At 75.8% G+C, this 25895-nt stretch carries 20 protein-coding genes and 1 riboswitch; of the genes, 10 read left to right on the top strand and 10 right to left on the bottom strand.

Translation table 11 applies throughout. The annotated features are described in order from the left end of the window. Window positions 1-29: 29 nt before the first annotated feature. Genes FB558_RS38415 through FB558_RS38405 form a run of 3 tightly spaced genes read left to right on the top strand, consistent with a single transcriptional unit; the run spans window position 30 to window position 2358 of the window. Entirely contained in the window at window positions 30-1160 is a 1131-nt protein-coding gene (locus FB558_RS38415) for a hypothetical protein (RefSeq protein ID WP_142062999.1), read from the top strand. After that, entirely contained in the window at window positions 1157-1654 is a 498-nt protein-coding gene (locus FB558_RS38410) for a phage holin family protein (RefSeq protein WP_142062995.1), read from the top strand. The genes FB558_RS38415 and FB558_RS38410 overlap by 4 nt, the downstream gene beginning before the upstream one ends. Beyond that, window positions 1651-2358 (top strand): DUF3618 domain-containing protein, encoded by a 708-nt coding sequence (locus tag FB558_RS38405; RefSeq protein WP_142062992.1) that lies wholly within the window; start codon window positions 1651-1653, stop codon window positions 2356-2358. The genes FB558_RS38410 and FB558_RS38405 overlap by 4 nt, the downstream gene beginning before the upstream one ends. 60 nt (window positions 2359-2418) lie before the next feature. Here the strand turns inward: FB558_RS38405 and FB558_RS38400 are convergent, their stop codons facing one another. After that, window positions 2419-3546 (bottom strand): Rv2629 family ribosome hibernation factor, encoded by a 1128-nt coding sequence (locus tag FB558_RS38400; protein WP_142062989.1) that lies wholly within the window; start codon window positions 3544-3546, stop codon window positions 2419-2421. Between the two features lie 116 nt (window positions 3547-3662). Between FB558_RS38400 and FB558_RS38395 the strand changes: the two genes are divergently transcribed. The 3 genes from FB558_RS38395 to FB558_RS38385 are packed head-to-tail and all read left to right on the top strand — an operon-like array spanning window position 3663 to window position 5365. After that, the gene (locus FB558_RS38395; protein ID WP_142062986.1) at window positions 3663-4709 is read left to right on the top strand and encodes an AbrB family transcriptional regulator; all 1047 of its coding nucleotides are present in this window, start codon (window positions 3663-3665) and stop codon (window positions 4707-4709) included. A 33-nt stretch (window positions 4710-4742) separates the two neighbouring features. Continuing rightward, window positions 4743-5132, top strand: coding sequence for a VOC family protein (locus FB558_RS38390; protein WP_142062982.1), 390 nt, complete (start codon window positions 4743-4745; stop codon window positions 5130-5132). A gap of 59 nt (window positions 5133-5191) precedes the next feature. Then, complete coding sequence (locus FB558_RS38385; RefSeq protein WP_142062979.1) at window positions 5192-5365, top strand: CsbD family protein; 174 nt, start codon at window positions 5192-5194, stop codon at window positions 5363-5365. Between the two features lie 148 nt (window positions 5366-5513). On the opposite strand, the gene FB558_RS38380 is transcribed toward FB558_RS38385, so the two are convergent. Together FB558_RS38380 and FB558_RS38375 are read right to left on the bottom strand one after the other, a co-directional pair. Beyond that, window positions 5514-6062 (bottom strand): response regulator, encoded by a 549-nt coding sequence (locus FB558_RS38380; RefSeq protein ID WP_211367136.1) that lies wholly within the window; start codon window positions 6060-6062, stop codon window positions 5514-5516. Next, window positions 6059-10525 carry a HAMP domain-containing protein gene (locus FB558_RS38375; protein WP_142062976.1) on the bottom strand — a complete coding sequence of 1489 codons (4467 nt, stop codon included), beginning with the start codon at window positions 10523-10525 and terminating at the stop codon, window positions 6059-6061. The genes FB558_RS38380 and FB558_RS38375 overlap by 4 nt, the downstream gene beginning before the upstream one ends. A 176-nt stretch (window positions 10526-10701) precedes the next feature. Here FB558_RS38375 and FB558_RS38370 point away from each other — a divergent pair, with 176 nt between their 5' ends. After that, complete coding sequence (locus FB558_RS38370; RefSeq protein WP_142062973.1) at window positions 10702-12819, top strand: SpoIIE family protein phosphatase; 2118 nt, start codon at window positions 10702-10704, stop codon at window positions 12817-12819. Between the two features lie 205 nt (window positions 12820-13024). Beyond that, window positions 13025-14485: an SGNH/GDSL hydrolase family protein gene (locus FB558_RS38365; RefSeq protein WP_211367135.1), complete on the top strand. Its 1461-nt coding sequence runs from the start codon at window positions 13025-13027 to the stop codon at window positions 14483-14485. Window positions 14486-14503: 18 nt separating this feature from the next. Here FB558_RS38365 and FB558_RS38360 read toward each other — a convergent pair whose 3' ends face one another. Next, window positions 14504-16195 carry a S8 family serine peptidase gene (locus FB558_RS38360; RefSeq protein WP_142062969.1) on the bottom strand — a complete coding sequence of 564 codons (1692 nt, stop codon included), beginning with the start codon at window positions 16193-16195 and terminating at the stop codon, window positions 14504-14506. A gap of 155 nt (window positions 16196-16350) precedes the next feature. Between FB558_RS38360 and FB558_RS38355 the strand changes: the two genes are divergently transcribed. Both FB558_RS38355 and FB558_RS38350 read left to right on the top strand, forming a co-directional pair. Beyond that, window positions 16351-17394 (top strand): DNA polymerase IV, encoded by a 1044-nt coding sequence (locus tag FB558_RS38355; RefSeq protein ID WP_246107065.1) that lies wholly within the window; start codon window positions 16351-16353, stop codon window positions 17392-17394. A gap of 109 nt (window positions 17395-17503) precedes the next feature. Then, a complete protein-coding gene (locus FB558_RS38350) occupies window positions 17504-18340 on the top strand; it encodes a class I SAM-dependent methyltransferase (protein WP_142062964.1) in 837 nt (278 codons plus the stop codon). Between the two features lie 1066 nt (window positions 18341-19406). On the opposite strand, the gene FB558_RS38345 is transcribed toward FB558_RS38350, so the two are convergent. The 6 genes from FB558_RS38345 to FB558_RS38320 all read right to left on the bottom strand — a co-directional run bounded on the left by FB558_RS38345 (window position 19407) and on the right by FB558_RS38320 (window position 25839). Further along, window positions 19407-20423, bottom strand: a complete 1017-nt coding sequence (locus FB558_RS38345) for an ABC transporter ATP-binding protein (protein ID WP_142062962.1) — start codon at window positions 20421-20423, stop codon at window positions 19407-19409. Continuing rightward, window positions 20420-21451, bottom strand: a complete 1032-nt coding sequence (locus tag FB558_RS38340; protein ID WP_142062960.1) for a FecCD family ABC transporter permease — start codon at window positions 21449-21451, stop codon at window positions 20420-20422. Before FB558_RS38340 ends, FB558_RS38345 begins: the two co-directional genes overlap by 4 nt. After that, on the bottom strand, window positions 21448-22644 hold the full coding sequence (locus tag FB558_RS38335) for an ABC transporter substrate-binding protein (protein WP_142062957.1): 1197 nt from the start codon (window positions 22642-22644) through the stop codon (window positions 21448-21450). Before FB558_RS38335 ends, FB558_RS38340 begins: the two co-directional genes overlap by 4 nt. Window positions 22645-22733: 89 nt before the next feature. Continuing rightward, a riboswitch (cobalamin riboswitch) is annotated at window positions 22734-22957 on the bottom strand. A gap of 285 nt (window positions 22958-23242) precedes the next feature. Further along, entirely contained in the window at window positions 23243-24010 is a 768-nt protein-coding gene (locus FB558_RS38330) for a cobalt-precorrin-6A reductase (RefSeq protein WP_142063369.1), read from the bottom strand. Between the two features lie 5 nt (window positions 24011-24015). Next, entirely contained in the window at window positions 24016-24786 is a 771-nt protein-coding gene (gene cobF, locus FB558_RS38325) for a precorrin-6A synthase (deacetylating) (RefSeq protein WP_142062955.1), read from the bottom strand. A 6-nt stretch (window positions 24787-24792) separates the two neighbouring features. Next, a complete protein-coding gene (locus FB558_RS38320; RefSeq protein WP_142062952.1) occupies window positions 24793-25839 on the bottom strand; it encodes a diacylglycerol/lipid kinase family protein in 1047 nt (348 codons plus the stop codon). Window positions 25840-25895: the final 56 nt, after the last annotated feature.

Genomic DNA, 25895 nt, shown 5'->3' with positions numbered 1-25895 from the left:
ATCTCCACCCACGAGGGACAGGAGCGGCGATGACCGACCAGACCACCGGCCCGCAGTACGGGGCCCCCTCCGGTCGCTCCGCGCCCGAGGCGGCGAGGGACGAGGCCACCCGCGTCGGGCGGACCGGGGCCGACGAAGCCCGCCACGTCGCCGGCACCGCAGCCGACCAGGCGGGCCAGGTCACCCAGGAGGCCCGCCGCCAGGCCGGTGACCTGCTGGCGCAGGCCCGCGACCAGGTCACCGCGCAGGCCAGGAACGGTCAGCACCAGGCGGCGGACGGCCTCGCCGCGCTCGCGGCCGAGCTGCACCAGATGGTGGACGGCAGCCCGGAACGCGGCGCCGCCACCGACCTCGCCGCCCAGGCCGCGGACCGCATCGACGCTGCCGCCGAGTGGCTGCGCGGCCGCGAACCGGGCGACCTCCTGGAGGAGGTCCGCGGGTTCGCCCGGCGTCGACCGGGGACGTTCCTGGTCGGCGCCGCCCTCGCCGGCGTGCTGGCCGGACGGCTCACGCGCGGCGCCGTCGACTCCGCGCGCGACTCCCGGGCCGACGGGCAGCAGGGCGGCGGCTCCCCGCCGGTGCCACCGGCGCCCGTCCACGCCGCCCCGCCCGGCCTGCCACCGGACCTGCCCGCCGGGCAGCACGCCGCACCGCCACCCGTGCCCGGGCAACCCCCGGTCCCGCCGGCCCCGGTCGCGCCGGTTCCCCCCGGGGCTGCGCCCGGAGGGCCGCCGCACGCACCTCAGTCCCCTCCCCCGCCTCCCGCGCCACCCGCCGCACCGCGGCCGGGTGGGCCCACCGGCGCCGGTGGCGGAGGCGCTGGTCCCGATCCGTGGCGCCCGCCCGCGCCGGGCCAGGCGCACGAGCGGTCCGGCACCTGGGCCCCCGCCGCTGCCGGCCCCACCCCGTCCGGGGGCTGGACGCCGCCGCCGGCCGGCGGCCCCGCCCAGCCGACGCCCCGGCCCCGCGCCGATGAGCCGCTGGACGGTCCCGGCCCGGCCCCGGCCGGCTCCGGCGTCCCCGGTGCCGGCCCTCCGCCCGCCCACGCCCTGAACTCCGAGGCGTCCACCGTCGGCGAGTACGTCGAGGAGCTCGAGCGCGGATCCACCGCACCGCACGCCGAGCCCGCCGGTGACGAGTACGGGGACGGCCGCCGATGACCGTTCCCACCCCACCACCGCCCCCGGGCGGTGCACCGGCCGGCCCGCCGACCGACCCCGGCCTGCGTGTGAACGCCGACGTGGGCGCCGACGTGAACGCCGACGTGGGCGCGACGCCGGTCAGCGAGCTGGTCGGCAACGTGGCCCGCGACCTGTCCACCCTCGTGCGCCAGGAGCTCGCGCTCGCCCGGGCCGAGCTGCGGCAGGAGGCGGTGACCACCGGGAAGGCCGCCGGTGCCCTCGGCGCCGCCGGCGTGGCGGCCCTCTTCGCCGTCCTCTTCCTCTCCCTCGCCCTCTGGGCGGGGCTCTCCCACCTCATGGACGCCGGCTGGGCAGGCCTGCTCGTCGGGGTGCTGTGGGGGATCGCCGCCGCCGTCCTCGCCGTCACCGGGCGCTCCCGGCTCCGCGACGTCTCGCCCACGCCCGAACGCACCGTCGACACCCTCAGCTCCGTTCCCGACGCCCTCCGAGGCCGCCGAGGAGGTACCCCGTGACCAGCCAGTACCCGGCCGGGTCGACCCCGAGCCCGACCCCCACCGACCCCGACGAGATCCGCCGCGAGATCGAGCGGACCCAGAGCCACCTCAGCGACGACGTCGGTGCGCTCACCGAGAAGGTGACCCCCGGTCGCGTCGTCGAGCGGCGCGTGGCGCGCGCCCGCAGCACCGCGGCCAGGTGGAAGGAGAACGTCATGGGCAGCAGCCCCGGGCACGGCGGCGGGCACGGCGTGCGGGAGACCGCGCACCAGGTGGCCGGTTCGGCGACCGGGACCGCGTCCTCCGCCGCATCCGGGGTGTCGGACGCGGCGTCGTCCGCCGCGGACGCGGTCGCCGAAGCGCCGTCGGCCGCGCGCAGGCAGGCGCAGGGCAACCCGCTCGCCGCGGGTCTGATCGCGTTCGGGGCCGGATGGCTGGTCTCCTCGCTGCTGCCGGCCGCCCGCCGGGAGCAGGAGCTCGCCGACCGGGCCAGGGAACGCGCCACCGAGCTCGGCAAGCCGGTGGCCGAGGCGGCGCGCCAGGCCGCGAGCGAGGTCAAGGACGAGCTCGCCGGTCCGGCTCAGGAGGCGGTCGGCGCGGTCCGCTCCACCGCGTCCGACGCCGGGCGCACCGTGGCCGACGAGGGCCGCAGCGCTGCCGGGCGCGTGCAGAACGAGGCCCAGGACGCCGCCGGCACGGTGCAGCAGAGCACGCAGCGCTGACACGGGCGGTGTCGGTTGTTCGTGGTCGCGATCGCGACCACGAACAACCGGCACCCGCGGTCAGGCGCCGGTCGGCAGCGGGTAGCGCAGCAGGGCACCGACTCCGTCCTCGAGCGGGTGGCCGACCAGCCCCGTCCGGCCGCCGCCGATCGCGACGAACCCGGCACCGGTGCCCGCGGCCGCCCGCAGCAGCGCGGCGTCCACCGCGACCTCGCCCGTCGGCTCGGAGCCGGTGGCCCGCAGGTCCTCGGCCGCCTCGGCCACCTGCGCGGGCGCGTCGGAGATCCACACCGTGGTGTCGCGGGTGGCACCCGCGTCGAGCAGGAGCGTGTCGACGGCCTCGGCGCGCAGTGCCGCGAGCACGTCCCGGATGCCCTGGACGGCGAGCCCGTCGGGTCGCCCGGCCGCCTGCTCGTAGCGCTCGAGCAGTGCCCTGCGATGCGCGGTGACCACGTCCTGCACGGCCTCCGCGACCGCCGCGGCGAGGTCGTCGCCGGTGGCGCCACCGCTGTGGTCGACCTGCACCGCGATGGACGCGCTGCGCTCGCCCAGCGCGTCGACCAGGCGGGAGCGCGAGCGCGGCTCGCCCGCGACGACCAGGACGCTCGCCCCCGTGGCGGAGACGTGCCGGTCGACGCGCTCGGCGACCTCGGCGGTGTTGCGCCGCCAGCTCTCCTCCACCCGCTCCTGCATCGCCAGGTGCGACCAGCCGCCACCGCGCACCTTGTGCACCAGGTACTCGCTGCCCTGGACGTCCTCGACGCGGTCGGGACCGGCGTCGGGGCCGGCCACGAACACCTCCCCGCCCGTCTCGTCGACGCGCACGACGACGGCCGTCACCGGCTCGGGCTGCTCCACGAGCACCGGCAGCAGGTCCGGCAGCGGACCCCAGCGGCACGTGGGCCGCTGGGGCGGCTCGGGAAGGGTCCGGTCCAGCACGACCTCCCCGCCGCGCGCCACGAGCACCCTCCCGGCCCGTCCCACCGCGGGCGGGGCGGCGTCCACGGCCGCGGCCAGCGCGTCGAGCGTGGCCGCGTCGGCCCCCTGCTCGGCGAGGCTCGCGCGGGCCTCGGCCCAGCGCAGCGCCAGGGCGCGTGCCGCATCGTCCGTGTCGTGCGACGCGTCCAGGTACACCGTGGCGAACGGGCCCGGCTTGTCGGTCAGTTCACGCAGGAATCGCAGGTCCACCTCGGGGGCCTACCCGCCGTCCCGGGCGGTGAACCCCGAGGTGGACCGGGCACGGTGAGCAGGGCCACGCGGGCCGGTCGGGCGTCGGGGTCCCCGATGCCCGAGGATCGAGATCGATGTGGTCGCGGGAGTGGGTGCGCTGGGGCGTGCTGGTGGCGCTGACCGCCGGGGGAACGGCCGCCATGGCGGCGCTCGACGTGCCCTCCCCCGCCCTGTTCGCCGGCCTGCTCGTCGCCACGGCCCTCGCACTGGGCGGGCTCGCACCCTCCGCGGTGCCGCGGCGGGCGACCGGGGCGGCGCAGGCGGTCATCGGAGTCGTCATCGGCGTGCTCGCCCAGCCCGCCACGCTGGCCGGGCTCGCCGCGCAGTGGGGGCCGGTGCTGCTGGCCGTCGCCGGCACGCTCGCGCTCAGCATGGGCGCCGGCCTGCTGCTGGGGTTGCGCCGCGGGGTCTCGCCGATCACCGGGATGCTCGCGCTCACCGCGGGCGGCGCGTCCGGCCTGGTCGCGGTGAGCCGCGAGCTCGGTGGCGACGACCGGGTCGTCGCGGTCGTGCAGTACCTGCGGGTCGGGCTGGTCACCGCCACCATGCCGGTGGTCGCGGCCGTCGGTTTCGCGGCCGCGCCCAGCGGGGCGGCGGTGGCGGCGGCCGCGCCGACCCCGCTCGCCCTCGACGTGGGCTTCCTGCTCGTCTGCGCGGTGGGTGGCAGCGCCCTCGCCCGCCTGGCCCGGGTGCCGGCCGGCTCGTTGCTGGGCCCGATGGTGCTCGCCATCGCCGCGAACCTCACCGGGTGGTCGTTCGGGGCCACCCCGCCGACGCTGGTCGTCGAGCTGGCCTACGCCGTGATCGGCTGGCAGGCCGGTGTCCGGTTCACCCGCGAGAGCCTGCGGACGGTGCTGGGCGTGCTGCTGCCGGCCACGGCGCTGATCGCCGCCGTCGTCGTCGCCTGCGCCGGGTTGGGGCTGGCGCTCTCCGCCATGACCGGCGCGACCCTGCTGGAGGGCTACCTGGCCACCACCCCCGGCGGCGTCTACGCGGTGCTGGCCACGGCGATCTCCGCCGGCACCGACGTCACGTTCGTCGTGGCCGTGCAGGTGCTGCGGGTGGTGGTCATGCTGCTGGTCGCGCCCGTGGTCGCACGCCTCGTCGCCCGTCCGGGCTGACGACGGTCACCGGCGGCGCTACCGTCGCCGGGCATGACCGCTTCTCCGACCACACCGACCACCGGCGTCGCCACCCTCGGTGTCGTCGCGCTCGACTGCCGCGACCCCCGCGGGCTCGCCGCCTTCTACAGCGCCCTCACCGGCGCCCCGGTCGTGCAGGACGACGACGGCTGGGTCCAGCTCGCCGCGACCGGCGGGGTCGCGCTCGCCTTCCAGCACGCACCCGGGCACGTGGCGCCCGACTGGCCCGGCGACGAGCGACCCCAGCAGATCCACCTCGACTTCGACGTGCCCGACCTGGACGCCGCCGAGCCCGCGGTGCTCGCGCTCGGCGCCCGCAAGCACGAGGTGCAGCCGCCGGGGAGCAGCTTCCGCGTCTACCTCGACCCGGCCGGCCACCCCTTCTGCCTCGTGCGAGCCTGATTCACCCGAACGGCGGGTTGCCGCGTGTGTGCCCCCCTGTTCGCGGGTATCCGGGCGTCATGGGCACCGACGACAAGATGGACCACAAGCTCGAGGAGTTCGGCGGCAAGGCGAAGGAGAAGGTGGGCCAGGCCACGGGCGACGAGGAGCTCGAGGCGCAGGGCGACCGCGACCAGACGAAGAGCAACATCAAGCAGGCGGGCGACAAGATCAAGGACGCCTTCCGCAAGTAAGCCCTTCCCCTGGACAACCCCGCACCGGGCCCCGGCCGTCCCCCGACCGGCCGGGGCCCCTCCATGCCCGACGTGGGGATCCGCATGACGAACGGCACTTTCGTCGGCTAGGTACCGACGAGAGTGCCGTTCGTCCGGGTGGGAGTTCCTACGAGCCGGTCGGCCCGAGCCGCGACCCCCGCACGGTCGCCAGCCGGGTGCGGGCCGTGGCCAGGTCGGCCGGGTCGCCGCTCTCCAGGAGCTCCAGCGCGTCGTCGATGGCGCCGCGCAGCACGCCGCACTCCGCAGCCCGGTCGGCCAGCTGGGTGTGGGTGGACCACAGGTCGACGAACACCGCCACCTTCGAGCGCAGCACCCACGGGTCGAACGGCTTGGTGATGTAGTCCACCGCGCCCGCCTGGTAGCCCCGGAAGGCGAGGTGCGGGTCGTAGTCGACGGCGGTGAGGAACAGGATCGGGATGTGGCGGGTGCGCTCGCGCTGCTTGACGTGGCCCGCGGTCTCGAAGCCGTCCATGCCGGGCATGTGCGCGTCGAGCAGGATCACCGCGTAGTCCTCGACGAGCAGCCGTTTGAGCGCGTCCTCCCCGCTCGTGACGGCCACCAGCTCGATGGGCAGGCCCTCGAGGATCGCCTGGAGGGCGAGGAGGTTCTCGCGCCGGTCGTCCACCGCCAGCACCCGCGCCGTCTGGCGGATCACGTGCCACCACCGGCGATTCCCGTGCGCGCGCCCGTGGTGGTCGCCCGTCCCCGCCGCGGCGCCACCCAGGACGCCATCAGCCGGAGCAGCTCGTCGAGGTCGACCGGCTTCGTGACGTAGTCGGTGGCGCCGGCGGCCAGGCTCGTCTCCTGGTCACCGGGCATCGCCTTCGCGGTCAGGAACACCACCGGCAGCTCCTCGCCGAGCGGCAGCTCCCGGATGCGGCGGGTCGTCTCGTTGCCGTCCAGGTCGGGCATCATCGCGTCCATCAGCACGACGTCCACCTCGGGATGCTCGGTCAGCAGCCGGATCCCCTCGGAGCCGTTGTCGGCGTAGAGCACGGTGAGCCCGTGCAGCTCGAGCGCGCTCGTCAGGGCGAACACGTTGCGCACGTCGTCGTCGACGATCAGCACCGTGACCCCGGCCAGCTCCGGCGCCGAGCGCACCCCGGCGGGCCCGCCGGGAGCGGTGCGCAGGATCGGGTTGCCCGAGCTCGGCGGGCGCGGGGGATCGCTGGGCGGGGCGGGCAGCGCGAGCGCGGGGACCTGCCGCGGCGCCATCCGGGCCGCGGCCGCCGTGACCGGCGGCAGCTCGTCGGGCAGCAGCAGCGTGAAGACCGAGCCCCTGCCGGGCTCCGAGGTGACCTCGATCTTGCCACCGAGCATCCGCGCGAGCTCCTTGGAGATCGACAGCCCCAGTCCGGTGCCCCCGTACTTGCGGCTGGTGGTGCCGTCGGCCTGCTGGAAGGCCTCGAAGATCATTTCGAGCTTCTCCTGTGGGATGCCGATGCCGGTGTCGCCGACGGCGAATCCGATCACGGTACGGGCCGAGTCCAGCGCGGGCACCCCGTGCAGGGTGCCGGTGGGCACGGGCGCGACGGTGAGCGTGACCTCGCCGGAGTCGGTGAACTTCACGGCGTTGGCCAGCAGGTTGCGCAGTACCTGCTGCAGCCGCTGCACGTCGGTGGTCATCTGCTCGGGCAGCTCGCCCGCCGCCTCCACGCGCAGCTGGAGGCCCTTCTCCTCGGCCTGCGGCCGGAACGCCTGCTCGACGTAGGAGCGCACCTGCGCCAGGTTCACCGGCGCCGGTTCGACGTCCACCCGGCCGGCCTCGATCTTGGACAGGTCGAGGATGTCGTCGATCAGCCGCAGCAGGTCCGAGCCCGCGCTGTGGATGGTGCTGGCGAACTCGATCTGCTTGTCGGTGAGGTTGTTGTTCGGGTTGTCGGCGAGCAGGCGCGAGAGCAGCAGCAGCGAGTTGAGCGGGGTGCGCAGCTCGTGGCTCATGTTGGCCAGGAACTCCGACTTGTACTGGCTGGCCAGTGCCAGCTGCTGCGCCTTCTCCTCCACGCCCCGGCGCGCCGCGTCGATCTCCATGTTCTTGATCTCGACGTTGCGGTTCTGCTGCGAGAGCTGCTCGGCCTTCTCCTCCAGCTCCGCGTTGGCCCGCTGCAGCTCGGCCGACTGGTCCTGCAGCTCCATCGCCAGGCCCTGGGACTGCGACAGCAGCTCCTCGGTGCGCCGGTTGGCCCGGATCGTCGTGATCGTGACGCCGATCGTGGCCACGAGGCGCTCCAGGAACGACAGGTGCAGCGGCGAGAACGACACCACCGACCCGAGCTCGATCACCCCGAGGCACTCCCCCTCGAACTGCACGGGCAGCACGGCGACCGCCCGCGGCGGTGCGGCGCCCACCGCCGAGCGGATCGGCAGGTAGTCGTCGGGGACGTTCTCGACCAGCACGCTCTGCCGCGTGGCCGCGGCCTGGCCGACCAGCCCCTCGCCCGGGCCGAACGACAGCGGCGGGTCACCCGCGCTCATCGCGTAGCCGCCGCACATCACCCAGCGGTCCGGGTCGCTGCCGGTGATGACGGCCGGTTCCGCGGCCAGGAAGAACGCCCCGACCTGGGCGTTCACCAGCGGAGCGACCTCGTTCATCACCATCTGGCAGACCTCGCGCAGGTCGCGCTGGCCCTGCAGCAGGCCGCCGATGCGCACCAGGTTGGAGTCCAGCCAGCCCTGCTCGGCGTTCTCCAGCGTGGTGGCGCGCAGGGCGGCGATCATCTGGTTGATCGTGTCCTTGAGGTCGGCGATCTCCCCGCGCGCGGCCACCGTGATCTGCTGGGTCAGGTCACCGCTCGCCACCGCCGTGGAGACCTCGGAGATCGCGCGCAGCTGCGTGGTGAGCGTGGACGCCAGCTGGTTGACGTTCTCGGTGAGGTCGCGCCACGTGCCCGAGACGCCGCGGACCTGGGCCAGCACGCCCAGCTTGCCCTCGGCCCCCACCTCGCGCGCCACGCGCGTGACCTCGTCGGCGAACGACGACAGCTGGTCGACCATCGTGTTGACGGTCAGCTTGAGGTCGAGGATCTCGCCCCGGGCGTCGACGGTGATCTTCTGGCTCAGGTCGCCCCGGGCGACGGCCGTGGTGACCTGGGCGATGTTGCGCACCTGGTCGGTGAGGTTGCCCGCGAGCTGGTTGACGTTCTCGGTGAGGTCGCGCCAGGTCCCGGCGACGCCCTTCACCGTGGCCTGGCCGCCCAGCTTCCCCTCGGTACCCACCTCGCGCGCCACCCGCGTGACCTCGTCCGCGAACGACGACAGCTGGTCGACCATCGTGTTCACCGTCGACTTGAGCTCCAGGATCTCGCCCCGGGCGTCGACCGTGATCTTCTGCGACAGGTCGCCCTGCGCCACCGCCGTGGTGACCTGCGCGATGTTGCGCACCTGCCCCGTGAGGTTCGAGGCCATGTAGTTGACGTTGTCGGTGAGGTCGCGCCAGGTGCCCGCGACGCCCTTGACCTCCGCCTGGCCGCCCAGCTTCCCCTCGGTGCCCACCTCGCGCGCCACCCGCGTGACCTCGTCGGCGAACGACGACAGCTGGTCGACCATCGTGTTCACCGTCGACTTGAGCTCCAGGATCTCGCCCCGGGCGTCGACCGTGATCTTCTGCGACAGGTCGCCCTGCGCCACCGCCGTGGTGACCTGCGCGATGTTGCGGACCTGGCCGGTGAGGTTGCCGGCGAGCTGGTTGACGTTCTCGGTGAGGTCGCGCCACGTGCCCGCGACGCCCTGCACCTCCGCCTGCCCGCCCAGCTTCCCCTCGGTGCCCACCTCGCGCGCCACCCGCGTGACCTCGTCCGCGAACGACGACAGCTGGTCGACCATCGTGTTCACCGTCGACTTGAGCTGCAGGATCTCGCCCTGCGCATCCACGGTGATCTTCTGGGACAGGTCGCCGCTCGCCACCGCGGTGGTGACCTGCGCGATGTTGCGCACCTGCGCGGTGAGGTTGCCCGCCAGCTCGTTGACGTTCTCGGTGAGGTGGCGCCAGGTCCCCGAGACGTTGGGCACCGCGGCCTGCCCGCCCAGCTTGCCCTCGATGCCCACCTCGCGCGCCACCCGCGTGACCTCGTCCGCGAAGCTCGAGAGCTGGTCGACCATCGTGTTCACCGTCGACTTGAGCTCCAGGATCTCCCCGCGCGCGTCGACGGCGATCTTCTGGCTCAGGTCGCCGCTGGCCACCGCGGTGGCCACCGAGGCGATGCCGCGCACCTGGTCGGTGAGGTTCGCGGCCATCAGGTTCACCGCGTCGGTGAGGTTCTTCCAGGTGCCGGCGACGTTGGGCACGGCGGCCTGCCCGCCGAGGCGCCCCTCGGTGCCCACCTCCACGGCGACGCGCGTGACCTCGTCGGCGAAGCGGCGCAGCGTGTCGGTGAGCGAGTTGATCGTGTCGGCGAGCTCCGCGATCTCACCGCGCGCGTTCACCGTGATCTTGCGCGACAGGTCGCCCTGGGCGATCGCGGTGGCGGCCGTGGAGATCGAGCGGACCTGGTTGGTCAGGTTGCTCGCCATCGTGTTCACCGAGTCGGTGAGCGCCCGCCAGGTGCCGGCGACGCCGCGGACGTCGGCCTGCCCGCCCAGCATGCCCTCGGTGCCCACCTCCCGGGACACGCGCGTGACCTCGTCGGCGAAGCTCGAGAGCTGGTCGACCATCGTGTTCACGGTGCGGCCGATGCGCCGGAACTCCCCGCGCAGCGGGCGGCCCTCGATCTCCAGCGCCATGTGCTGGGACAGGTCGCCCTCGGCCACCGCCTCGATCACGCGGGCGATCTCCGCCGTGGGCGCGACCAGGTCGTCCACGAGGCCGTTGACGGCCTGGATGCCCTCTGCCCACGCCCCGTCGTAGGCCTCCTCGTCGAGCCGGTCGGACATCCGGCCCTCGCGGCCCACCACGCGGCTGATCCGCAGCAGGTCGCGGTTGCGCCGCTCCTGCATCGCGACCAGCTCGTTGAACTCGTCGATCACCTCGCCCGGCAGGCCGGTGCTGCGGGGCAGCCGAACGTCGAACCGACCCTGCCGCACCTGGCGCAGCGCATCGGCGAGCTCGGCCAGCAGCGCACCCTCCCCAGGAGGGGGCGCACCGCCGCTCGGCTCGGTGCTCTGGCGCGGACTCGTGGTCATGACGGCCGTCCTCCCATGCTCGGACCGGCGGCCGGGCACGGGCGCGCGCCGCTTCCACGCGGACCGGGACACCGGCGCGGCCGCCGCACCCCGACCCTAGACGATCCACCCAGGGGTGGGCCCCGTCGGCGTCCCGGCCCGAGCGCCCGCGGGTCCGACAGTGCAGACTGCACGCCGTGCCCGTTCAGCTCGAGCGGCGGACCAGGCTGCCGCCGGACGCCCGATCCGCCGGTCGAGCGCGGCGGATGCTCCAGGAAGCGCTGCGCGATCTCGGGCGAGGCGACGACGGTCCTGACGACGGCGGTCTCGCCGACCTCGTCGACACGGTGATCCTGCTCGCCAGCGAGCTCTGCGAGAACGCCGTGCTGCACGCGGGCACCGAGTTCGAGATCGCCCTCACCGTCACCGAGGCCGACATCACCGTCGAGGTGACCGACCGCGGCGCCGGCCCGCTCGAGCTGCACCTCTCGCAGCCGCGCCAGCGCTACGGCCGCGCCGCCAGCCACGGGCGCGGGCTCGCGCTGGTGCAGCGGCTCGCCACCGTGTGGGGCACCCGCCACGAGGCCGACGGGCGCCACGTCACCTGGTTCTCCCTCGCCAGGGGGGACCGGCCCGCCGCACCCGAGGCCCCGCCGGCTCCGCCCGACGCCGAGCGGGTGTGGACCACGGCCGAGCAGGCCCGGTGGCTGTTGCACGTGCCCCCCGGGCTGGTGGACCGGCTCGAGCCCGCCGAGCTGGTGGCCGAGCTCGTCCGCAGGCTCCGCGAACTGCTCGACGCCGAGTCGGTGAGCGTCGAGGTCGACGAGGGCGACGGCACCGGCGCGCGCGAGGTCGCCCACGACGGCGTCCAGGGCGGCGTGGGGGCCGGCATCCAGCGCCTGGCCCGCACGGTCGAGGTCCGGCTGCCCACCACCGCCCCGCTGCGCGGCGTGCTGCGGGTGGTGCACCGCCACGGCGGCTCCGCATCGTCGGACCCCGACCGCACCCGCGACCTCACCGAGCTGATCGCCTACCGCGTGGCGATGGCCGTCGAGTCGCAGTGGCTGCGCGGGGTCGACCAGCGCAGGCGGGCCTGGATGACCTACCTCGCCGAGACCAGCGAGCTGCTCGGGCAGTCGCTCGACGTCGACCTCGCCGTCGCCGTGGTCCCGCAGGTCGTCGTCCCGCGGCTGGGCCGGTGGTGCGCGGTGCACCTCGTCGACCCCTCCGGCGCGCTGCAGCTCGCCGCGCTCACCCACGCCCACGAGGACGCCCTCACCGAGCTGCGCGGGGTCCTCGACCCGGGCGGCAGCCCCGGGCTGCCCGCCGAGCTGCGCCAGCGCCTCGCCGAGGTGGTGCGCGACGGCACCTCGGCGGTGCGCTTCGCCGTGCCGACCGACGGGATCGCCCTGCCGCTGCGCGCCCGGGGCCGCACCCTGGGCACCCTGCTCGTCGGCAGGCCCGAGGGCAGGCCGCACAGCCCGGAGGACGTCGTGCTCGCCGGCGACGTCGCCCGCCGCGCGGCGCTCGCGATCCACAACGCGCAGAGCACCGGTGCGCACGTCGCGGTGTCGCAGGCGCTGCAGCAGGCGCTCCTGCCGCGCGCCCTGCCGGTCGTGCCGGGCGTGGACTTCGCCTCGGAGTACCTGCCCGCCAGCACCGGCTCCGACGTCGGCGGCGACTTCTACGACGTGCTCACCGTGGACCCGTCGCACTGGCTGGTGTCGATCGGCGACGTCTGCGGCAAGGGTGCCCGGGCCGCGGCCCGCACCGGCCTCGTCCGCGACGTCCTGCGCGTGCTGGTCCGCGACGACCGGTCCCTGCCGCGGGCGATCGAGATGCTCAACGAGGTCATGATCGAGGCCGACGACCCCCTGCAGTTCTGCACGCTCGCCGCCGCCATGGTGAGCAGGCGCAGACGGGGCCCCGGCGGCAGCGCCGACCCGCGCGGCGGGCTGGACGTCGAGCTCGCGCTCGCCGGGCACGTCCAGCCGGTGCTGGTGCGCGCCGACGGCACCGCCGAGCTGATCGGCACGTTCGGCACGGCGGTCGGGCTGGTCCCCTCGGTGCGCCTGAGCTGCACCCAGCACCACATGGGGCCCGGCGACACGCTGCTGGTCTACACCGACGGCGTCACCGAGCGCCGCCGGGGCCGGGAGCTGTTCGGCGCCGAGCGCCTGCTCGCCGTCGCCGCGGGCGCGGCGGGCAAGCCCGCGGTGCAGGTCGTGGGCGCCGTGCGGGAGGCGGTGGAGCGCTTCAGCGCCGAACCGCTCGACGACGACGTCGCGCTCCTCGCCGTCCGCGCCGCCCCGTAGACCGGCCCAGAGACCGCACGTTGGAGCCGTACTGCTGTTCTCACGGCTTGTGAGCAGCAGTGTGGCTCCAACGTGCGGTCGCGGGCCGCGGGATAGCCCGGTCGGTCGTACCCTCGGCGGTTCGCGTGACGCATCCTGTCAGCGGCCGGTCCGTGATCCGGACCCGAGAGGAGGACCACTGGACGCGAAACGCACCCGGCGGACCGTGCTCCGGGAACTCCGCTCCTGGCCGACGCTCCTGCTGGTGCTGTTCTGCCTCGGTGTGGGGATCCCGGTCACCGTCGCGCTCACCCCCGCGCAGGACCTCGTGGCGTTCGGCCAGCACATCAGCGTCGGCGCCCGGCCCCCCGACCTGTCGGTCGCAGGCCCCGCACGGCTCGTGCAGGTCGGCAACACCGCCCTCGACGTCGACCGGCTGCACGTCTACGGGCCGCTGCGCCCCGAGCTGACGATGGGCCCGGTGCAGCGCAACGCCGCCGCCGCGGCCGTGTTCGACCCCGCCGCGGGCCCGCAGGCGCGCGAGGAGGCGGTCTCGGCCGTCACCGGCGGGTTCCTCACCTGGTACGTCCTGGGCGGGCTCGGGCTGCTCGCCTTCACCCTCGCGTCCGCGGCCGGTGCGGCCGGCATCCGCACCCTCGTCGTGCTGTGGCGCCAGAGCCGCACCGGCGGGGGCGGCCACGCGCCGCTGCACGAGATCTTCTCCTACTGCGTGCGCGCCGCCCGCCGGATGACCGTGATCGCGCTCGTCACGGCGGTGCTCGCGTGGCTGGTGTCGGGTGCGCTCGCCGTCACCGGCTCGATGCAGGGCCTGCGCGGCGTCACCTCGCTCGCCCAGCTCGTCGGCGCCTACCACCTCACCCCCGACCCGGTGGGCCCACCGATCACCGGCTACGACGGCGCGGTCATCGGCGACTCGCGCGCCGCACGGCTGGGCGGCCCGCCGGTGCCCGACGGCACCCCGGACGACGTGGCCTGCGGGCGCAGCACCGACTCGCTCGCCGCGGAGATCGGCCACCTGACCTCCGCGCGGGTGCTGAACCTGGCCTGCCCGAGCGCCACCATCACCAGCGGCCTGCGCGGGCCGCAGGACCAGGGCGGCCGGTCGGTACCGCCGCAGGTCGGCGTGCTGAAGCAGGCGCAGGACCTGCGGTTCGTGGTCGTGGCCATCGGGCCGAACGACGTGGGCTGGACCGACTTCCTGCGCTACTGCTACGGCGTCGACGACTGCTCCGACCGGCTCACCCAGGGCGAGTTCGACTACCGGCTCGCCGCGTTCGACCGGGTGTACGGCGACCTGCTGATCGACCTCAACGACCTGCCCGGCCGCCCGCAGATCATCATCATGACCTCCTACGGGGCCTTCCCGCCCGACGCCGACTGCGCCGACACCCGCGCGGAGGGCTACCCCGGCCTGAACGCCGAGAAGATCGAGCTCCTGACCGACCGCAACTCCCGGCTCAACGACGTGCTCGTGGCGGGCGCGCAGAAGTACGGCTTCGCCGTGGCCCACCCCGAGCTGGGCCTGCTGTGCGAGGAGGGCACCGACGGGCTGGGCCCGGACCTGCAGGGCATGGCCGACCCGTTCCCCTTCCACCCCACCGGCATCGGGTCCCTGCGGATGGCCTCGTCGGTGGTGCGGCAGATCGAGCCGCCGCCCGCGGGCTGATCCCGACGGGCCGGCGGATCAGGACGTCGGAGCGGTGAGCGCGGCAAGGGCGTCCACGATGCCGTGCCCGTAGTGCCCGTTGAACGCCGGGTCGCCCTCGCAGGGCGCGCCCGCTCCCGGTGCCCCGGGGGCCGGGCACGCCACCTGCGCCGCGGAGGCGGTGAGCGCCTGCTCGACCGCCTCCGGGGCCATCGTCAGCTGCCCCGGGTGCTGCGGGTCCTCGGTGCCGTGCTCGCTCACCACCAGCGCCGCGACGCCGGAGACGTGCGGCGCGGCCATCGACGTGCCCTGAAGGTAGGAGTAGTAGCCGCACGCGGAGCCCTGGCACGCCTTCTGGACGCCCTGCGCCGCGCCCTGCGGGGTGACCTCGCCCTGCGCGTCGACGTCACCGGACTCCTGCAGGACGTGCTGCGGGTAGGACGAGAGGATGAGGTCCTCCACCCGGCCTGCGCTCGCCGAGCCGCCCGGAGCGGCCACCGAGATCTGCTCGGTGCCGTAGTTCGAGTACTCGGCCTTCGCCCCCGAGGGCCCCACCGCCGACACGCCGATGACGTGCGGCCCCTCCACGGGCAGGTCCACGCAGCTCGCGTTGTCGATCGCGCGGTCGTAGGCCGCGCCGGGCGGGTAGTTCGGGCTGTCCCGGTCCGTCCCGGGGCGCCCGAGGTCCTCGCGCTCGTTGCCCAGCGACCCGACGAGCGTGACGCCCTTGCCGTGGGCGTACTCCAGCGCCCGGGTCATCGCCTCGATGATCGTGCGCTGCGCGATCTGCGACTCGCTCGAGTCGGCCGGGTTGTCCGTGCAGTTGTAGCGCCAGGGGTCCACGTAGAACGACATGTTGATCACGTCGAGGCCGATGTCGGCGCCGTAGGTCAGGGCGTCGACGACCGGCTGGAGGAAGAACAGGCCCGCGTCCTGGCCCGCCCTGATGTTCACCAGGGTGACGCCGGGCGCCACGCCGGAGAGGCCGGACCCGTTGGCCGCCGCCGCGACCGTGCCGGCGACGTGCGTGCCGTGGCCGCCGCCGTCGTGGTCGGGCGGGTCGACGCAGCCGTCGAACTCGCACGGCCCGTCCAGCTCCCCGCCGGTGGGGTCGGTCGGGATGTCGGTGACGAAGTTGCGGGAGAGCCCCACGTCGAGGTTCGGCGCGAGGTCGGGGTTGCTCGCGTCGATGCCGGTGTCGAGGATGCCGACGTGCACGCGCGGGTCACCGGGCTGCTGCGCCCGCGCCGCGTCCGCCTTGATCATCGACAGGCCCCACAGCCGCGTGTCGAGCGGGTCGAGCCCCGCCGGGCCCTGGCCGTCGCGGTTCCCGCCCGCGGGGACCGCGCCGCGCGGGCCGGTGGCCGCCGTGGACCCGATGGGACGCGCGGGGGTGGCGCCGAAGATCCCCTGCGCTGCGGACACCCGCTCCACGAACCCGGCCACCGGCGCCTCGACGACCAAGGCGCCGACAGCGGCGTTCTCCCGCAGGACGTGCCCGCCCGCCGCCTCGACGGCCGCCACGGCGGCATCCCGCGCGCCGGCTCCTTCGGCGCCTGCGTCGAGCAGGACGGTGAACTGCGCCGTCCCCGGCGCGGACGGGGCCGGGACCGGCGCGGCCGTGGGTTGCGGCGGCGCCGTCGACCCCGCGCCGAGCGACGCCGCGCCCAGCACGGCGACGAGGGCGACGGCGGCGACGACGGCACGCCCGAATGCGCGTGGGCTCTTCACACGACCTCCAGGTTCCCCCCGAGAACCCCGGGAGCCGGGGCCGACGGACCGTCACCCTAGGTCATAGCGCGCTCGCAGCCCGGCAAGGCGCGGCTGCGCGGTTCCGGGCGCGGTTTCGGGCGCGGTTCCGGGAGCGCCACCCGCGCGCCAGACTGGTGACCGTGGCCTCCTGGGTGCTGCACGTCGACCTCGACCAGTTCCTCGCCGCGGTCGAGGTCCTGCGCCGCCCGGAGCTGGCCGGGCGACCGGTCGTCGTGGGCGGGAAGGGCGACCCCACGCAGCGGGCGGTCGTCGCCACCGCCTCCTACGAGGCACGCCGGTTCGGGGTGCGCTCCGGGATGCCGCTGCGCACCGCGGCCGCGCGCTGCCCGGACGCGGTGTTCCTCCCCGCCGACAACGCCCACTACGAGGCGGTGTCGCAGGAGGTCATGGCGGTGCTGCGGGCCCGGCCCGGGGTCGTCGTGGAGGTGATGGGCTGGGACGAGGCGTTCGTCGGGGCCGACACCGACGACCCGGAGGCGCTGGCCGCCGAGATCCGCGGCGCCGTGCGCGCCGCGACCCGGCTCGAGTGCTCCGTCGGCATCGGCGACAACATGCTCCGCGCGAAGATCGCCACGGAGTTCGCGAAGCCGGGCACGGGCGGGGGCGCCTACCGGCTGACCGCCGCGAACTGGGCCGAGGTGATGTTCGACCGGCCGACGCGCGCGCTCTGGGGCATCGGCGCGAAGACCGCGCGCAAGCTGGCCGACCGGGGCATCCACACCGTGCGGGAGCTGGCGGGCACCGACCCGGCCGCGCTGGCCGCCGAGCTCGGCCCGGCGCTGGGCCCCTGGTACGTGCAGCTGGGCCGCGGGATCGGCCGCGCCGAGGTGGAGGGCACGCCGTGGGTCGCGCGCTCCCGCAGCCACGAGACGACCTTCCAGACCGACCTCGCCGACTGGGCCGACGTCCGCGAGCAGGTGGTCGCGCTCGCCCGCCGGGTGGCCGCCGAGATTCGCGCCGAGGACCGGCCGGCGGCGCGGGTGGCCGTGAAGGTCCGCTTCACCCCCTTCTCCACCTACACGCGCAGCGCCACGCTCGAGGCACCCACCCTCGACGCCGACCGCTTCGCCGCCGCGGCCCTCGAGGTCCTCGAGAAGTTCACCTCCCGACGTCCGGTGCGGCTGCTCGGCGTCCGCGCCGAGTTCACCCGGCCCTGACACCGGAACGGCTTCCCCTGATCGGTTCCCCTGATCGGCTCCCCTGATCGGCTCCCCTGATCGGCTCCCCTGAGAGGCTCCTCAGCCCGGATCACGCAGATTCGGTCACGTGGAACGGCGGGGGCGGACGCGACACGGTGCGGCCGTCGGCGCCGTGCGCCGGCACTTCGACCGGCTCGGCGATCGCGAGTGGACCCGGCAGGACTCCGACGCGAAGAGCCGCGTCAGCCTCGAGGTGCACCGCCGGTTCCTGCGCCGGTTCGTGCCGCGCGGCGCGCACGTGCTCGAGGTCGCCGCCGGCCCCGGCCGCTTCACCACGGAGCTCGCCGCGCAGGGCTGCCGGGTCGTCGCCACCGACTCCTCCCCCGCCCACCTGGCCGCGCACGCGCGGCGGCTGCGCGGCACCCCGGCCGAGCGCGGTGTGCTGCGCCGCGAGCTGCTCGACGTCGCCGACACCACCCGCTACGGCGACGGCGAGTTCGACGCCGTCCTCGCCTTCGGCGCACCGCTCTCGTCCACGAGCGGCCCCGCGTGCGACGCGCTGCGCGGGCTGCTGCGCGTGGTGGCGGCGGGCGGCGTGGTCGTGGCATCGGTGGTCTCGCTGCTCGGGACCTGGCGCCACGACCTGCCCGACACCGACACCCCGGCGGGCGGGATCGTGATCCCGGCCGCGCGCGGGGCGGCCGACACGCTGCAGCCCGCGGCTCCCGGCTGCCGGAAGTTCCGGTGGGAGGACGTCGTCGCGCTCGTCGCCGAGGCGGGTGGCACCCTCGTCGGCGGCAGCGCGAGCAACTGGGCCTCCCTCGGCGACCGCGACGTCCTCGCCCGGCTGGAGGCCGACCGGGAGGGGTGGCGACGCTTCCTCGAGCGCGAGATCGCCGCCTGCGCCGAGCCGGGCACCCGCGACGGCGGCACCCACATCCTCTTCGCCACCCGGCCTGCGTGATCGTGGGGCTCGACGCTCTTCCGCTCGGGGAAGATCACCAGGAGTGGTGTCGCGGCGACAGATCTGTCGCCGCCACACCACTCCCGCTGATCATGGCCGTTCCCGCGTTCCGCGGTCGACGTCATGGGTCTCCAGCCGCGGTCCCAGACCCATGGTGTCGACGTGACGGTGGATTCTCCTGTGGGCGCGCCGTTCCCGGCTCGAGACCACTGCCGCCCGCCCCGGCCCGAGGTCTTCGCCGCAGTCAGCGCCTGCCCCTGCCCCGCCCGTCGGCGAGGTGGCCGGGTTGGCGCTACTACCGAGTGTTGTGGTCGGCTGGGCGGCCGTCCCCGACCGGGCCCAGGCCTGTAGTGGACGAGCCCGTTGCCGCTGGGTGGGTGCGCACCGTGCTGTGGTCCCGTTCCGCCCCGTCCCGGTGATCATCGGACCGGCTCAGGCCCTCCAGGCGCTCTTGATCGGCGGAAACGGGACATGTGCTGCACGGATGCGGCTCTGGTCCCGTTTCCGCTGATCAAAGGCGCTTCGGAGGGGTTGGGGACGGGACCACCGCCGGTGGAGTGGAACCCGGCAGGGACGGTCTCGTCGTGGACCGGCCGGGGCCCTCGTCGGGGACGGCCGCCCGGGCGACCACGTCACCCGGTAGTTCTGCCCACCGGACCAGCCTCGGCACCGGGGTCGGGCACGGGGCCCGACCGACTGCGGGTGCGTCCTGGGCGCGGGGGTGGGACAGCGGTCTCGAGCCGGGAACGGCGCGCCCACCGCAACCCGCCCCACCCGTCAGGACCCTTCGGGGAGGAGCGGTCGGGGTGCTGACGCCCCCCGTGTTGAACGTCGGTCACCATGGCATCGGGGGAACTGTGGCCCGACGCGCAGCTGCGGATCGTCGAGGACTCCGGGCACACGGGCAGCGAGACGATGCGCGCGCTCCTGGTCGAGGCCTGGACCGGTTGGCCGACCGCTGACCACGCGGGCCGGACACCAAGATCCGAACTATCGGTTGCTCATCGCGGTGATCACAGCAATGGGCACCCGATACTCCGGATCTTGGCGGGGCAGGACTGCCTCGTCACGTTCCGGCGGCCCGGCGCGCCCAGGCCGCCAGCTCCGACCAGCCGGCCAGCTCGGTCGTGGCGCCTGCCGCCGTCACCGCGAACCGCCCGTCGCCCACCGCAGCGACGCTCGCCGCGACCTCCCCCGCGCCGGGCCCCGCGACGCGCCAGCCCTCGCGCGCGAGCAGCCGGGCCGCGAGCGCGGCGACCGGCTGCGCCCCGACCACGGACGCCGTGGGCCCGCTCGCGCCGCCGTGCAGTGCGAACGTGCCCGTGACCGGGTCGAAGGCGAGGCCGGGCGCGTCGAACACCTCCCCCACCGCGCCGTCGGCGACGAGCTGCTCGGGCGGGCCGGTGCGCAGCCGGCCCGAGCGGTCCAGCAGCCACACGTGGTCGGCGAGGCGCAGCGCGGGCTCCAGGTCGTGGGTGGACACGAGCACGCACAGCCCGTCCTCGCGGGCCAGGCGGCGCAGCAGCGCCAGCAGCGCCACCCGCGAGGAGACGTCGAGGAACGCGGTCGGCTCGTCCAGCAGGAGCACCGCAGGCTGCTGGGCGAGGGCCCGGGCGGTGAGGACGCGCTGGCGCTCCCCGTCCGAGAGCTCCGCGACGCGCCGCCCGGCCAGGTGCGCGGCCCCGGCGGCGGTGACGGCGCCCGCCACCGCCGCCCGGTCGGCGGCGCGCAGGGCGCCGGTCGGACCGGTGTGCGGGTGGCGGCCCAGCGCCACCAGCTCCTCCACCGCGAGCAGGCCGGGGTCGACGCGCTCGGTGAGCACCACCGCCACCCGCCGCGCACGCTCCGCGGCGGGCAGCGCGAGCAGGTCGGCGCCGTCGAGGTGCACCGTGCCGGCCAGCGGCGCCAGCAGGCCCGCCACGGCGTGCAGGAGCGTCGACTTGCCGGTGCCGTTGGGGCCGACCAGCACCGTCAGCTCCCCGGCCGCCGCCCGGGCGCGCACGCCCGAGAGGACGGCGCGCGGCGCCCGCCGACGCCCACGCCGGTACCCGAGGTCGAGGCCCTCGAGGGTCAGGCCGCTCACGAGACCGCCGCCGCGAACCGCCTGCTGCGCAGTAGTACCGCGATCACCACCGGCGCGCCGACCAGCGACGTCACGACGTTGAGCGGCACCACCGTCTCGGTGCCCGGCGGGTGCCCCGCGATCGAGCAGGCCAGCACGACCGCGGCTCCGGCGAGCGCGGTGACCGGCAGCAGGACCCGGTGGTCGGAGGTGTCGACCAGCAGCCGGGCCAGGTGCGGCACCGCGATCCCGACGAACGCGATCGGCCCGCAGAACGCGGTGACCCCGCCGGCCAGCAGGGCGACCGCCACCACGACCGCGGCCCGCAGCCGTCGCACCGGCACCCCGACGCTGCGGGCGTGCGCCTCCCCGAGCAGCAGCGCGTTGAGCGGCTTCACCAGCAGGCCCGCCACCAGCAGCCCGGCGCCCACGACGGCGGCGAGCACCGGCAGGTCGGCACCACCCGTGCCGTCGATGCTGCCCAGGCCCCACACCACGTACTGCTGCGCGATGCGCGGGTCGCTCCAGACCAGCACCAGGCTCACGACCGCGGTCGTCACCGCCCCGACCATCACGCCGACGACGAGCAGCGTCACCACCGAACGCACCCAGCGCGCGAGCACCAGCACCAGGGCCAGCACGGCGGCGGCCCCGAGCGCGGCCGCACCGACGGCGCCGAGCCGCGCCGCGCCCACGAGCCCTTCCGCGAAGCCCGCCGCCGCCCCCGCCGCGCCGCCCGCGGCGAGCGAGAGCGCCACCCCGAGCCCGGCGCCGGAGCTCACGCCCAGCACGTAGGGGTCGGCCAGCGGGTTGCGGAACAGGGTCTGGACCAGGGCCCCGGCGACGGCCAGCGCGGCACCCGCCAGCACCGCGGTGATCGCCCGCGGCAGCCGGACCGTGCCGATCACGACGCTCCAGCGCGGGTCCGAGGGCGTGGCGCCGGCGAGCACCCGCACGGTGTCCGGCACCGGCACGCTCACCGGCCCGAGCGCCACGGCCAGCACGAACAGCGCCAGCACGGCGGCGGCGAGGCCGGCCGGCAGCCTCACGACACCCGTCGCAGGTAGACGAGCTCGTGACCGGGCAGCAGGTCCGGGTGCAGCACCGCGACGAGGTCGGCCAGCAGCTCGTCGGGACGGGTGATGCCCCGCTCGTGCACCTCGTTGCCACCGGTGGGGCCGATCCGCCGGTCGCGGTTCCAGACCTGCCCGTCGCGGACGGCCGCCAGCGCGCCGTAGCGCGGGTCGGCCGCGGTGACGTCGGCGAGCGTGGGCCACGGGCCGTCGGCGATCCAGACCGGGGCGGCCCCGTCGGCGACGTAGACGCTCTCGAAGTCCTTCGGCACGCCGCCCGCGGCCCGGTTGCCCGCCTCCGACCACGTGGCGCCGGCGTCGCGCAGCAGGGCGCCCGCCGTGCTTCCGCCGGTCGGCACCCGCCACCCGCCCTCGTAGAGCTGCCCGGCCAGGACGGGGACCGGCGGGGCGTCCGCGGCCAGGGCGGCCAGCTCGCGGTAGCGGGCCTCGATCGCGGCGAACACGCGCTCGGCCTCGGCCTCCCGGCCGGTGAGCGCCCCCATCACCTTGATCCACTCGGCCTGGGCGAGCGGGCCGCTCTCGAGGTAGTCGGCCCAGCCCAGCACCGGGACGCCCGCCCGGCGCAGCGTCGGGAACGCGGGGTCGTCGGTGCCCTGGCTGAGCAGCACGTCCGGAGCGGCGGCGGCCACCCGCTCGACGTCGACCTGCCCGCCGGTCGCGAACCCGGCCACGGCGCCCGCGTCGATCCGTTCCCGCGCCTCGGGCCCGGAGACGAAGTCGGGCGTCCCGACGCCGGTGAGGACGTCGAGGGCCCCGATGTCGGCGAGCATGGGCAGCTGGGTCGTGGACGCGGCGTACACGCTGCGGACCGGCACCTCGACCACCGCCGCGCCGGCCAGCTCGGCGGGCAACGACGGCGCGGGCGCGCCGCAGGGCAGCAGCACGGTCGACTCCGGGGCGCCACCGGGGTAGGGCTGCGCGACGGTCAGCACGCGGTAGTCCCCCGCGTCGCGCAGCGAGACGTTGCTCGCGTGCCGCAGTTCGACCGGCCCGGGCAGCGGGGCGGGTGGGCAGTCCACCGGCGCCGCGGGCGGTGCGGACGGCGCGGCAGGCGGTGCGGCGGATGGTGCGGCGTCGGGCGCGGCGCAGGCCACGAACGCGGCGGCGGTCAGTGCGGCGGCGAGCGCCTGCAGGGCGGGGCGGGTCACGGCTCTCTCCTCGCGAGCGCGGTGGTGACCACGGCCGGCGCGGGGAGCACCACCTGCCACCCGCGGGCCGGGGTCACGGCGGGCGCCGGACGGCACCCGCACCGGCGGCAGGTCTTCGGACTCGCGGGCCCCTCCCGGGCGCACCCCGGAGTCCTACTGGCCGTCGCTTCCCAGGCGGTTCCCCACCCAGTGCTCGATGACGGCGGTCGTTCCCGCTCACCGCTGCGGGGCAGTCCCGGACTCGCACCGGGTTCCCTCTCACCCCGGGCCACCCCGTGCGGGCGCGGCCCGGACCGCCAGCACGGCCATTGAACCACCCGCCCCCGACACCACCTCCCCCACCGGCGGCAACGGCTCCGCCCCGACCGCCTCATGATCGATCCGACCCGCACGCTGCGGTCGGCGCCGCAACGCTGCGGTACGCCTCGCAGCGATCACTCCGTCGTGATCGGTCCGACCCGCACTCCAGCGCGGCCGGCACCTGCCAGGTGTACGGATCGGAACGATCACCGGCTCGCGGTGCGAGCTGCTGCGCTCACGCCAGGAGGACCGTGGCGCACGGCTCGCAGCCGGACCGACCTCTCCGCGCGACGCCCGGTCACGCTCCCGGCGGTCCGGACGCGCCGTCGCCCGCGGTGGTCGTGGCCAGCCAGGCGACCGCCTCGTCGACCGTGGCCGCGGTGGGGGCGTCGGGGGCGGGCGGGCGGTCCAGCAGCACCACCGGCAGGCCCAGCTCCCGGGCGGCCACCAGCTTCGCCGCCGTCAGCTCACCGCCGCTGTCCCGTGCGACGAGCACGTCGACGCGGTGCTCCCGGAGCAGCGCGCGCTCGGCGTCGGCGGTGAACGGGCCGCGCGCCAGCACCAGGTGGTGCCGCGCGGGCAGGGGCGGGGGCGGCGGGTCCACCGCGCGGAGCAGGAACCACTGCGGCAGCTCCGCGAACGCGGCGAGGTCGCCGCTGCCCGTGGCGAGGAAGACCCGCTCCCCCAGCCGCGGCAGCAGCGCGGCCGCCGCGGGCGCGTCCGGGACGCGGTGCCAGCGGTCCCCCGGCCCCGGCGTCCACCCCGGCCGGCGCAGCACGAGCAGCGGCACCCCCGCGGCGGCGGTGGCGGTCACGGCGTGGGCCGTCATCCGGGACGCGAACGGGTGCGTGGCGTCGACGACCGCGTCGGTCCGGTGCCCGCGCAGCCATCCGAGCAACCCGTCCGCGCCGCCGAACCCGCCGATGCGGACGTCGCCGCAGGGCAGCCGCGGCACCGCCACGCGCCCGGCCAGCGAGGAGGTGACCGCGAACGCGGGGTCGCCGTGCAGCGCGGCGGCGAGCCGGCGGGCCTCCGCCGTGCCGCCGAGCACGAGCACGTTGCGCACGCGGCTCACCGGATCCGTCGCAGCAGGTAGGTGTCCATGATCCAGCCCTTGCGCGCGCGCAGCTCCGCCCGCAGCCCGACGATCCGGGCCCGCACCTCCCGCAGGTCGCCGTGCACCAGCACCTGGTCCGGGGTGCCGAGGTAGGCGCCCCAGTAGATGTCCCAGCGGGCGGTGTCGGTGGGAACGCGGGCGAAGGCGTCGACCGCGTCCAGCATCACGACGACGTCGTCGACGCCCGGCGGCGGCCCCTCGTCGGCCAGCCGGCGGCCGGTGGTGACGAGGAAGGGGCGCCCCACCCGGTTCAGCACGACGCGGTGCGCGGCCGCGAGCGCCTGCACCGCGCTGATCCCCGGGATCGAGACGACGTCGAACACGACCCGGCCGCGTTCCCGGATGCCGTCGAGGATCCGCAGCGTGCCGTCGTAGAGGGCGGGGTCGCCCCACACCAGGAAGGCGCCGATCCCGTCGTCGCCGAGCTCGTCGGCGAGCATCCGCTCGTACAGCGCGGCCCGCCGCTCCTGCCAGTCGCCGACGGCCGCGGCGTACCCCGGCGTCGCGGCGGTGCGGTCGCGCTGCGGGTCGCGCGCGGTGACCACCCGGTGCGCCCGGGTGACGTGGCGGGCCAGCAGCTCGGCGCGCAGGGCCGCGAGGTCGCCCTTGGCGTCGCCCTTGTCGATCGTGAAGAAGACGTCGGTGCGGTTCATCGCCGCCACCGCCTCCAACGTGAGGTGGTCCCGGTCGCCCGCGCCGATACCGATGACGTAGACCGTGCGCACGCCCGCCTACCCCGGATCCGGTGCGTCGGCCGGTGGATGGGTCGGGACGCGCACCAGCAGCGCCCGGGGATCCACGCGGATCGCGAGCTCCTGCGCGTCACCCACCGGGTCGCCGTCGACCTGGCACGGTTGCGGCGCCTCGGTCCGGACCCGGATCGAGCGCGCCTGCCAGTGCTCGACGCGCTCGTGGCCACCCCGCCGCCGGGTGATCACCCGCAGCGCGACCGCGATCCAGCCGACCAGGGTGCTCGGGGCGATGCTGACCACGTCGAGGACCCCGTCGTCGATCGTGGCGCGCGGCATCAGGACGAGCCCGCCCAGGAGCGTGCCGCTGTTGCCGACCACCACGGTGCGCGTGCGGCGGCGCAGGGGCGGGTCGTCGTCGAGGGCGAGCGTGACGCGCACCCGCCGGCCGCGCATCGCGCGCAGTCCGGAGATCACGTAGGCGAGCGGCCCCACCCGGACCTTCAACGCCTCGGGGGTGGTCTCCATGATCGCGGCGTCGAACCCGGTGCCGGCCATCACGAGGAACACCCGCTCCTCCTCCGTGCCGTCGATCCGGATCCGCCCGACGTCGATCGCGCGGTCGTCCCCGGTGAGCGCGAGGCGGGCGGCCAGCGGCACGTTGTCCGGGGTACCCAGTGTGCGGGCGAGCAGGTTGCCCGTGCCCGCCGGCACCAGGCCCATCGCGACGCCCGTGCCCGCCAGCGCCTCGGCCACCGACCGGACGGTGCCGTCCCCGCCGCAGGCCAGCACGACGTCGGCACCCCGCTCCACGGCGAGCCGGGCCTGGCCGGTGCCGGGGTCCTCCACCGTGGTCTCGAGCCAGAGCGGCTCGGCCCAGCCGAGCCCGGTGCACACCGCGACGATGCGCTGCCGCGTGCCCGGTTCGATCTTCGTGGGGTTGGCGACGACGGCGGCCAGCGGCCGGTCCTCCGGCTCGGCCCCGAGCGTGTCCGGGTCGGCGGAGCGCAGCCGCCCACGGAGCACGACGCCCACGACGAGCCCCAGCACGGGCAGGGCCGCGAGTGCGAGGACCCACCAGTCGTTCACGGCGGAACCCTATGTGCCGCCCGCCGCCCCCGCGCGCGGCCTCCACCACACGTCCG

Origin of the sequence: Pseudonocardia kunmingensis (assembly GCF_006716445.1) — a bacterium.
Taxonomy (GTDB): Bacteria; Actinomycetota; Actinomycetes; order Mycobacteriales; family Pseudonocardiaceae; genus Pseudonocardia; species Pseudonocardia kunmingensis.
Note: the sequence above shows the minus strand (reverse complement) of the source record. Positions and strands in the feature narration are given on the sequence as shown.

Coding starts and splice junctions, on each gene's coding strand:
- FB558_RS38390 (WP_142062982.1), top strand. CDS start 4,743: ATGACCGCTTCTCCGACCACACCGACCACCGGCGTCGCCACCCTCGGT.
- FB558_RS38385 (WP_142062979.1), top strand. CDS start 5,192: ATGGGCACCGACGACAAGATGGACCACAAGCTCGAGGAGTTCGGCGGC.
- FB558_RS38395 (WP_142062986.1), top strand. CDS start 3,663: ATGTGGTCGCGGGAGTGGGTGCGCTGGGGCGTGCTGGTGGCGCTGACC.
- FB558_RS38410 (WP_142062995.1), top strand. CDS start 1,157: ATGACCGTTCCCACCCCACCACCGCCCCCGGGCGGTGCACCGGCCGGC.
- FB558_RS38375 (WP_142062976.1), bottom strand. CDS start 10,525: ATGACCACGAGTCCGCGCCAGAGCACCGAGCCGAGCGGCGGTGCGCCC.
- FB558_RS38415 (WP_142062999.1), top strand. CDS start 30: ATGACCGACCAGACCACCGGCCCGCAGTACGGGGCCCCCTCCGGTCGC.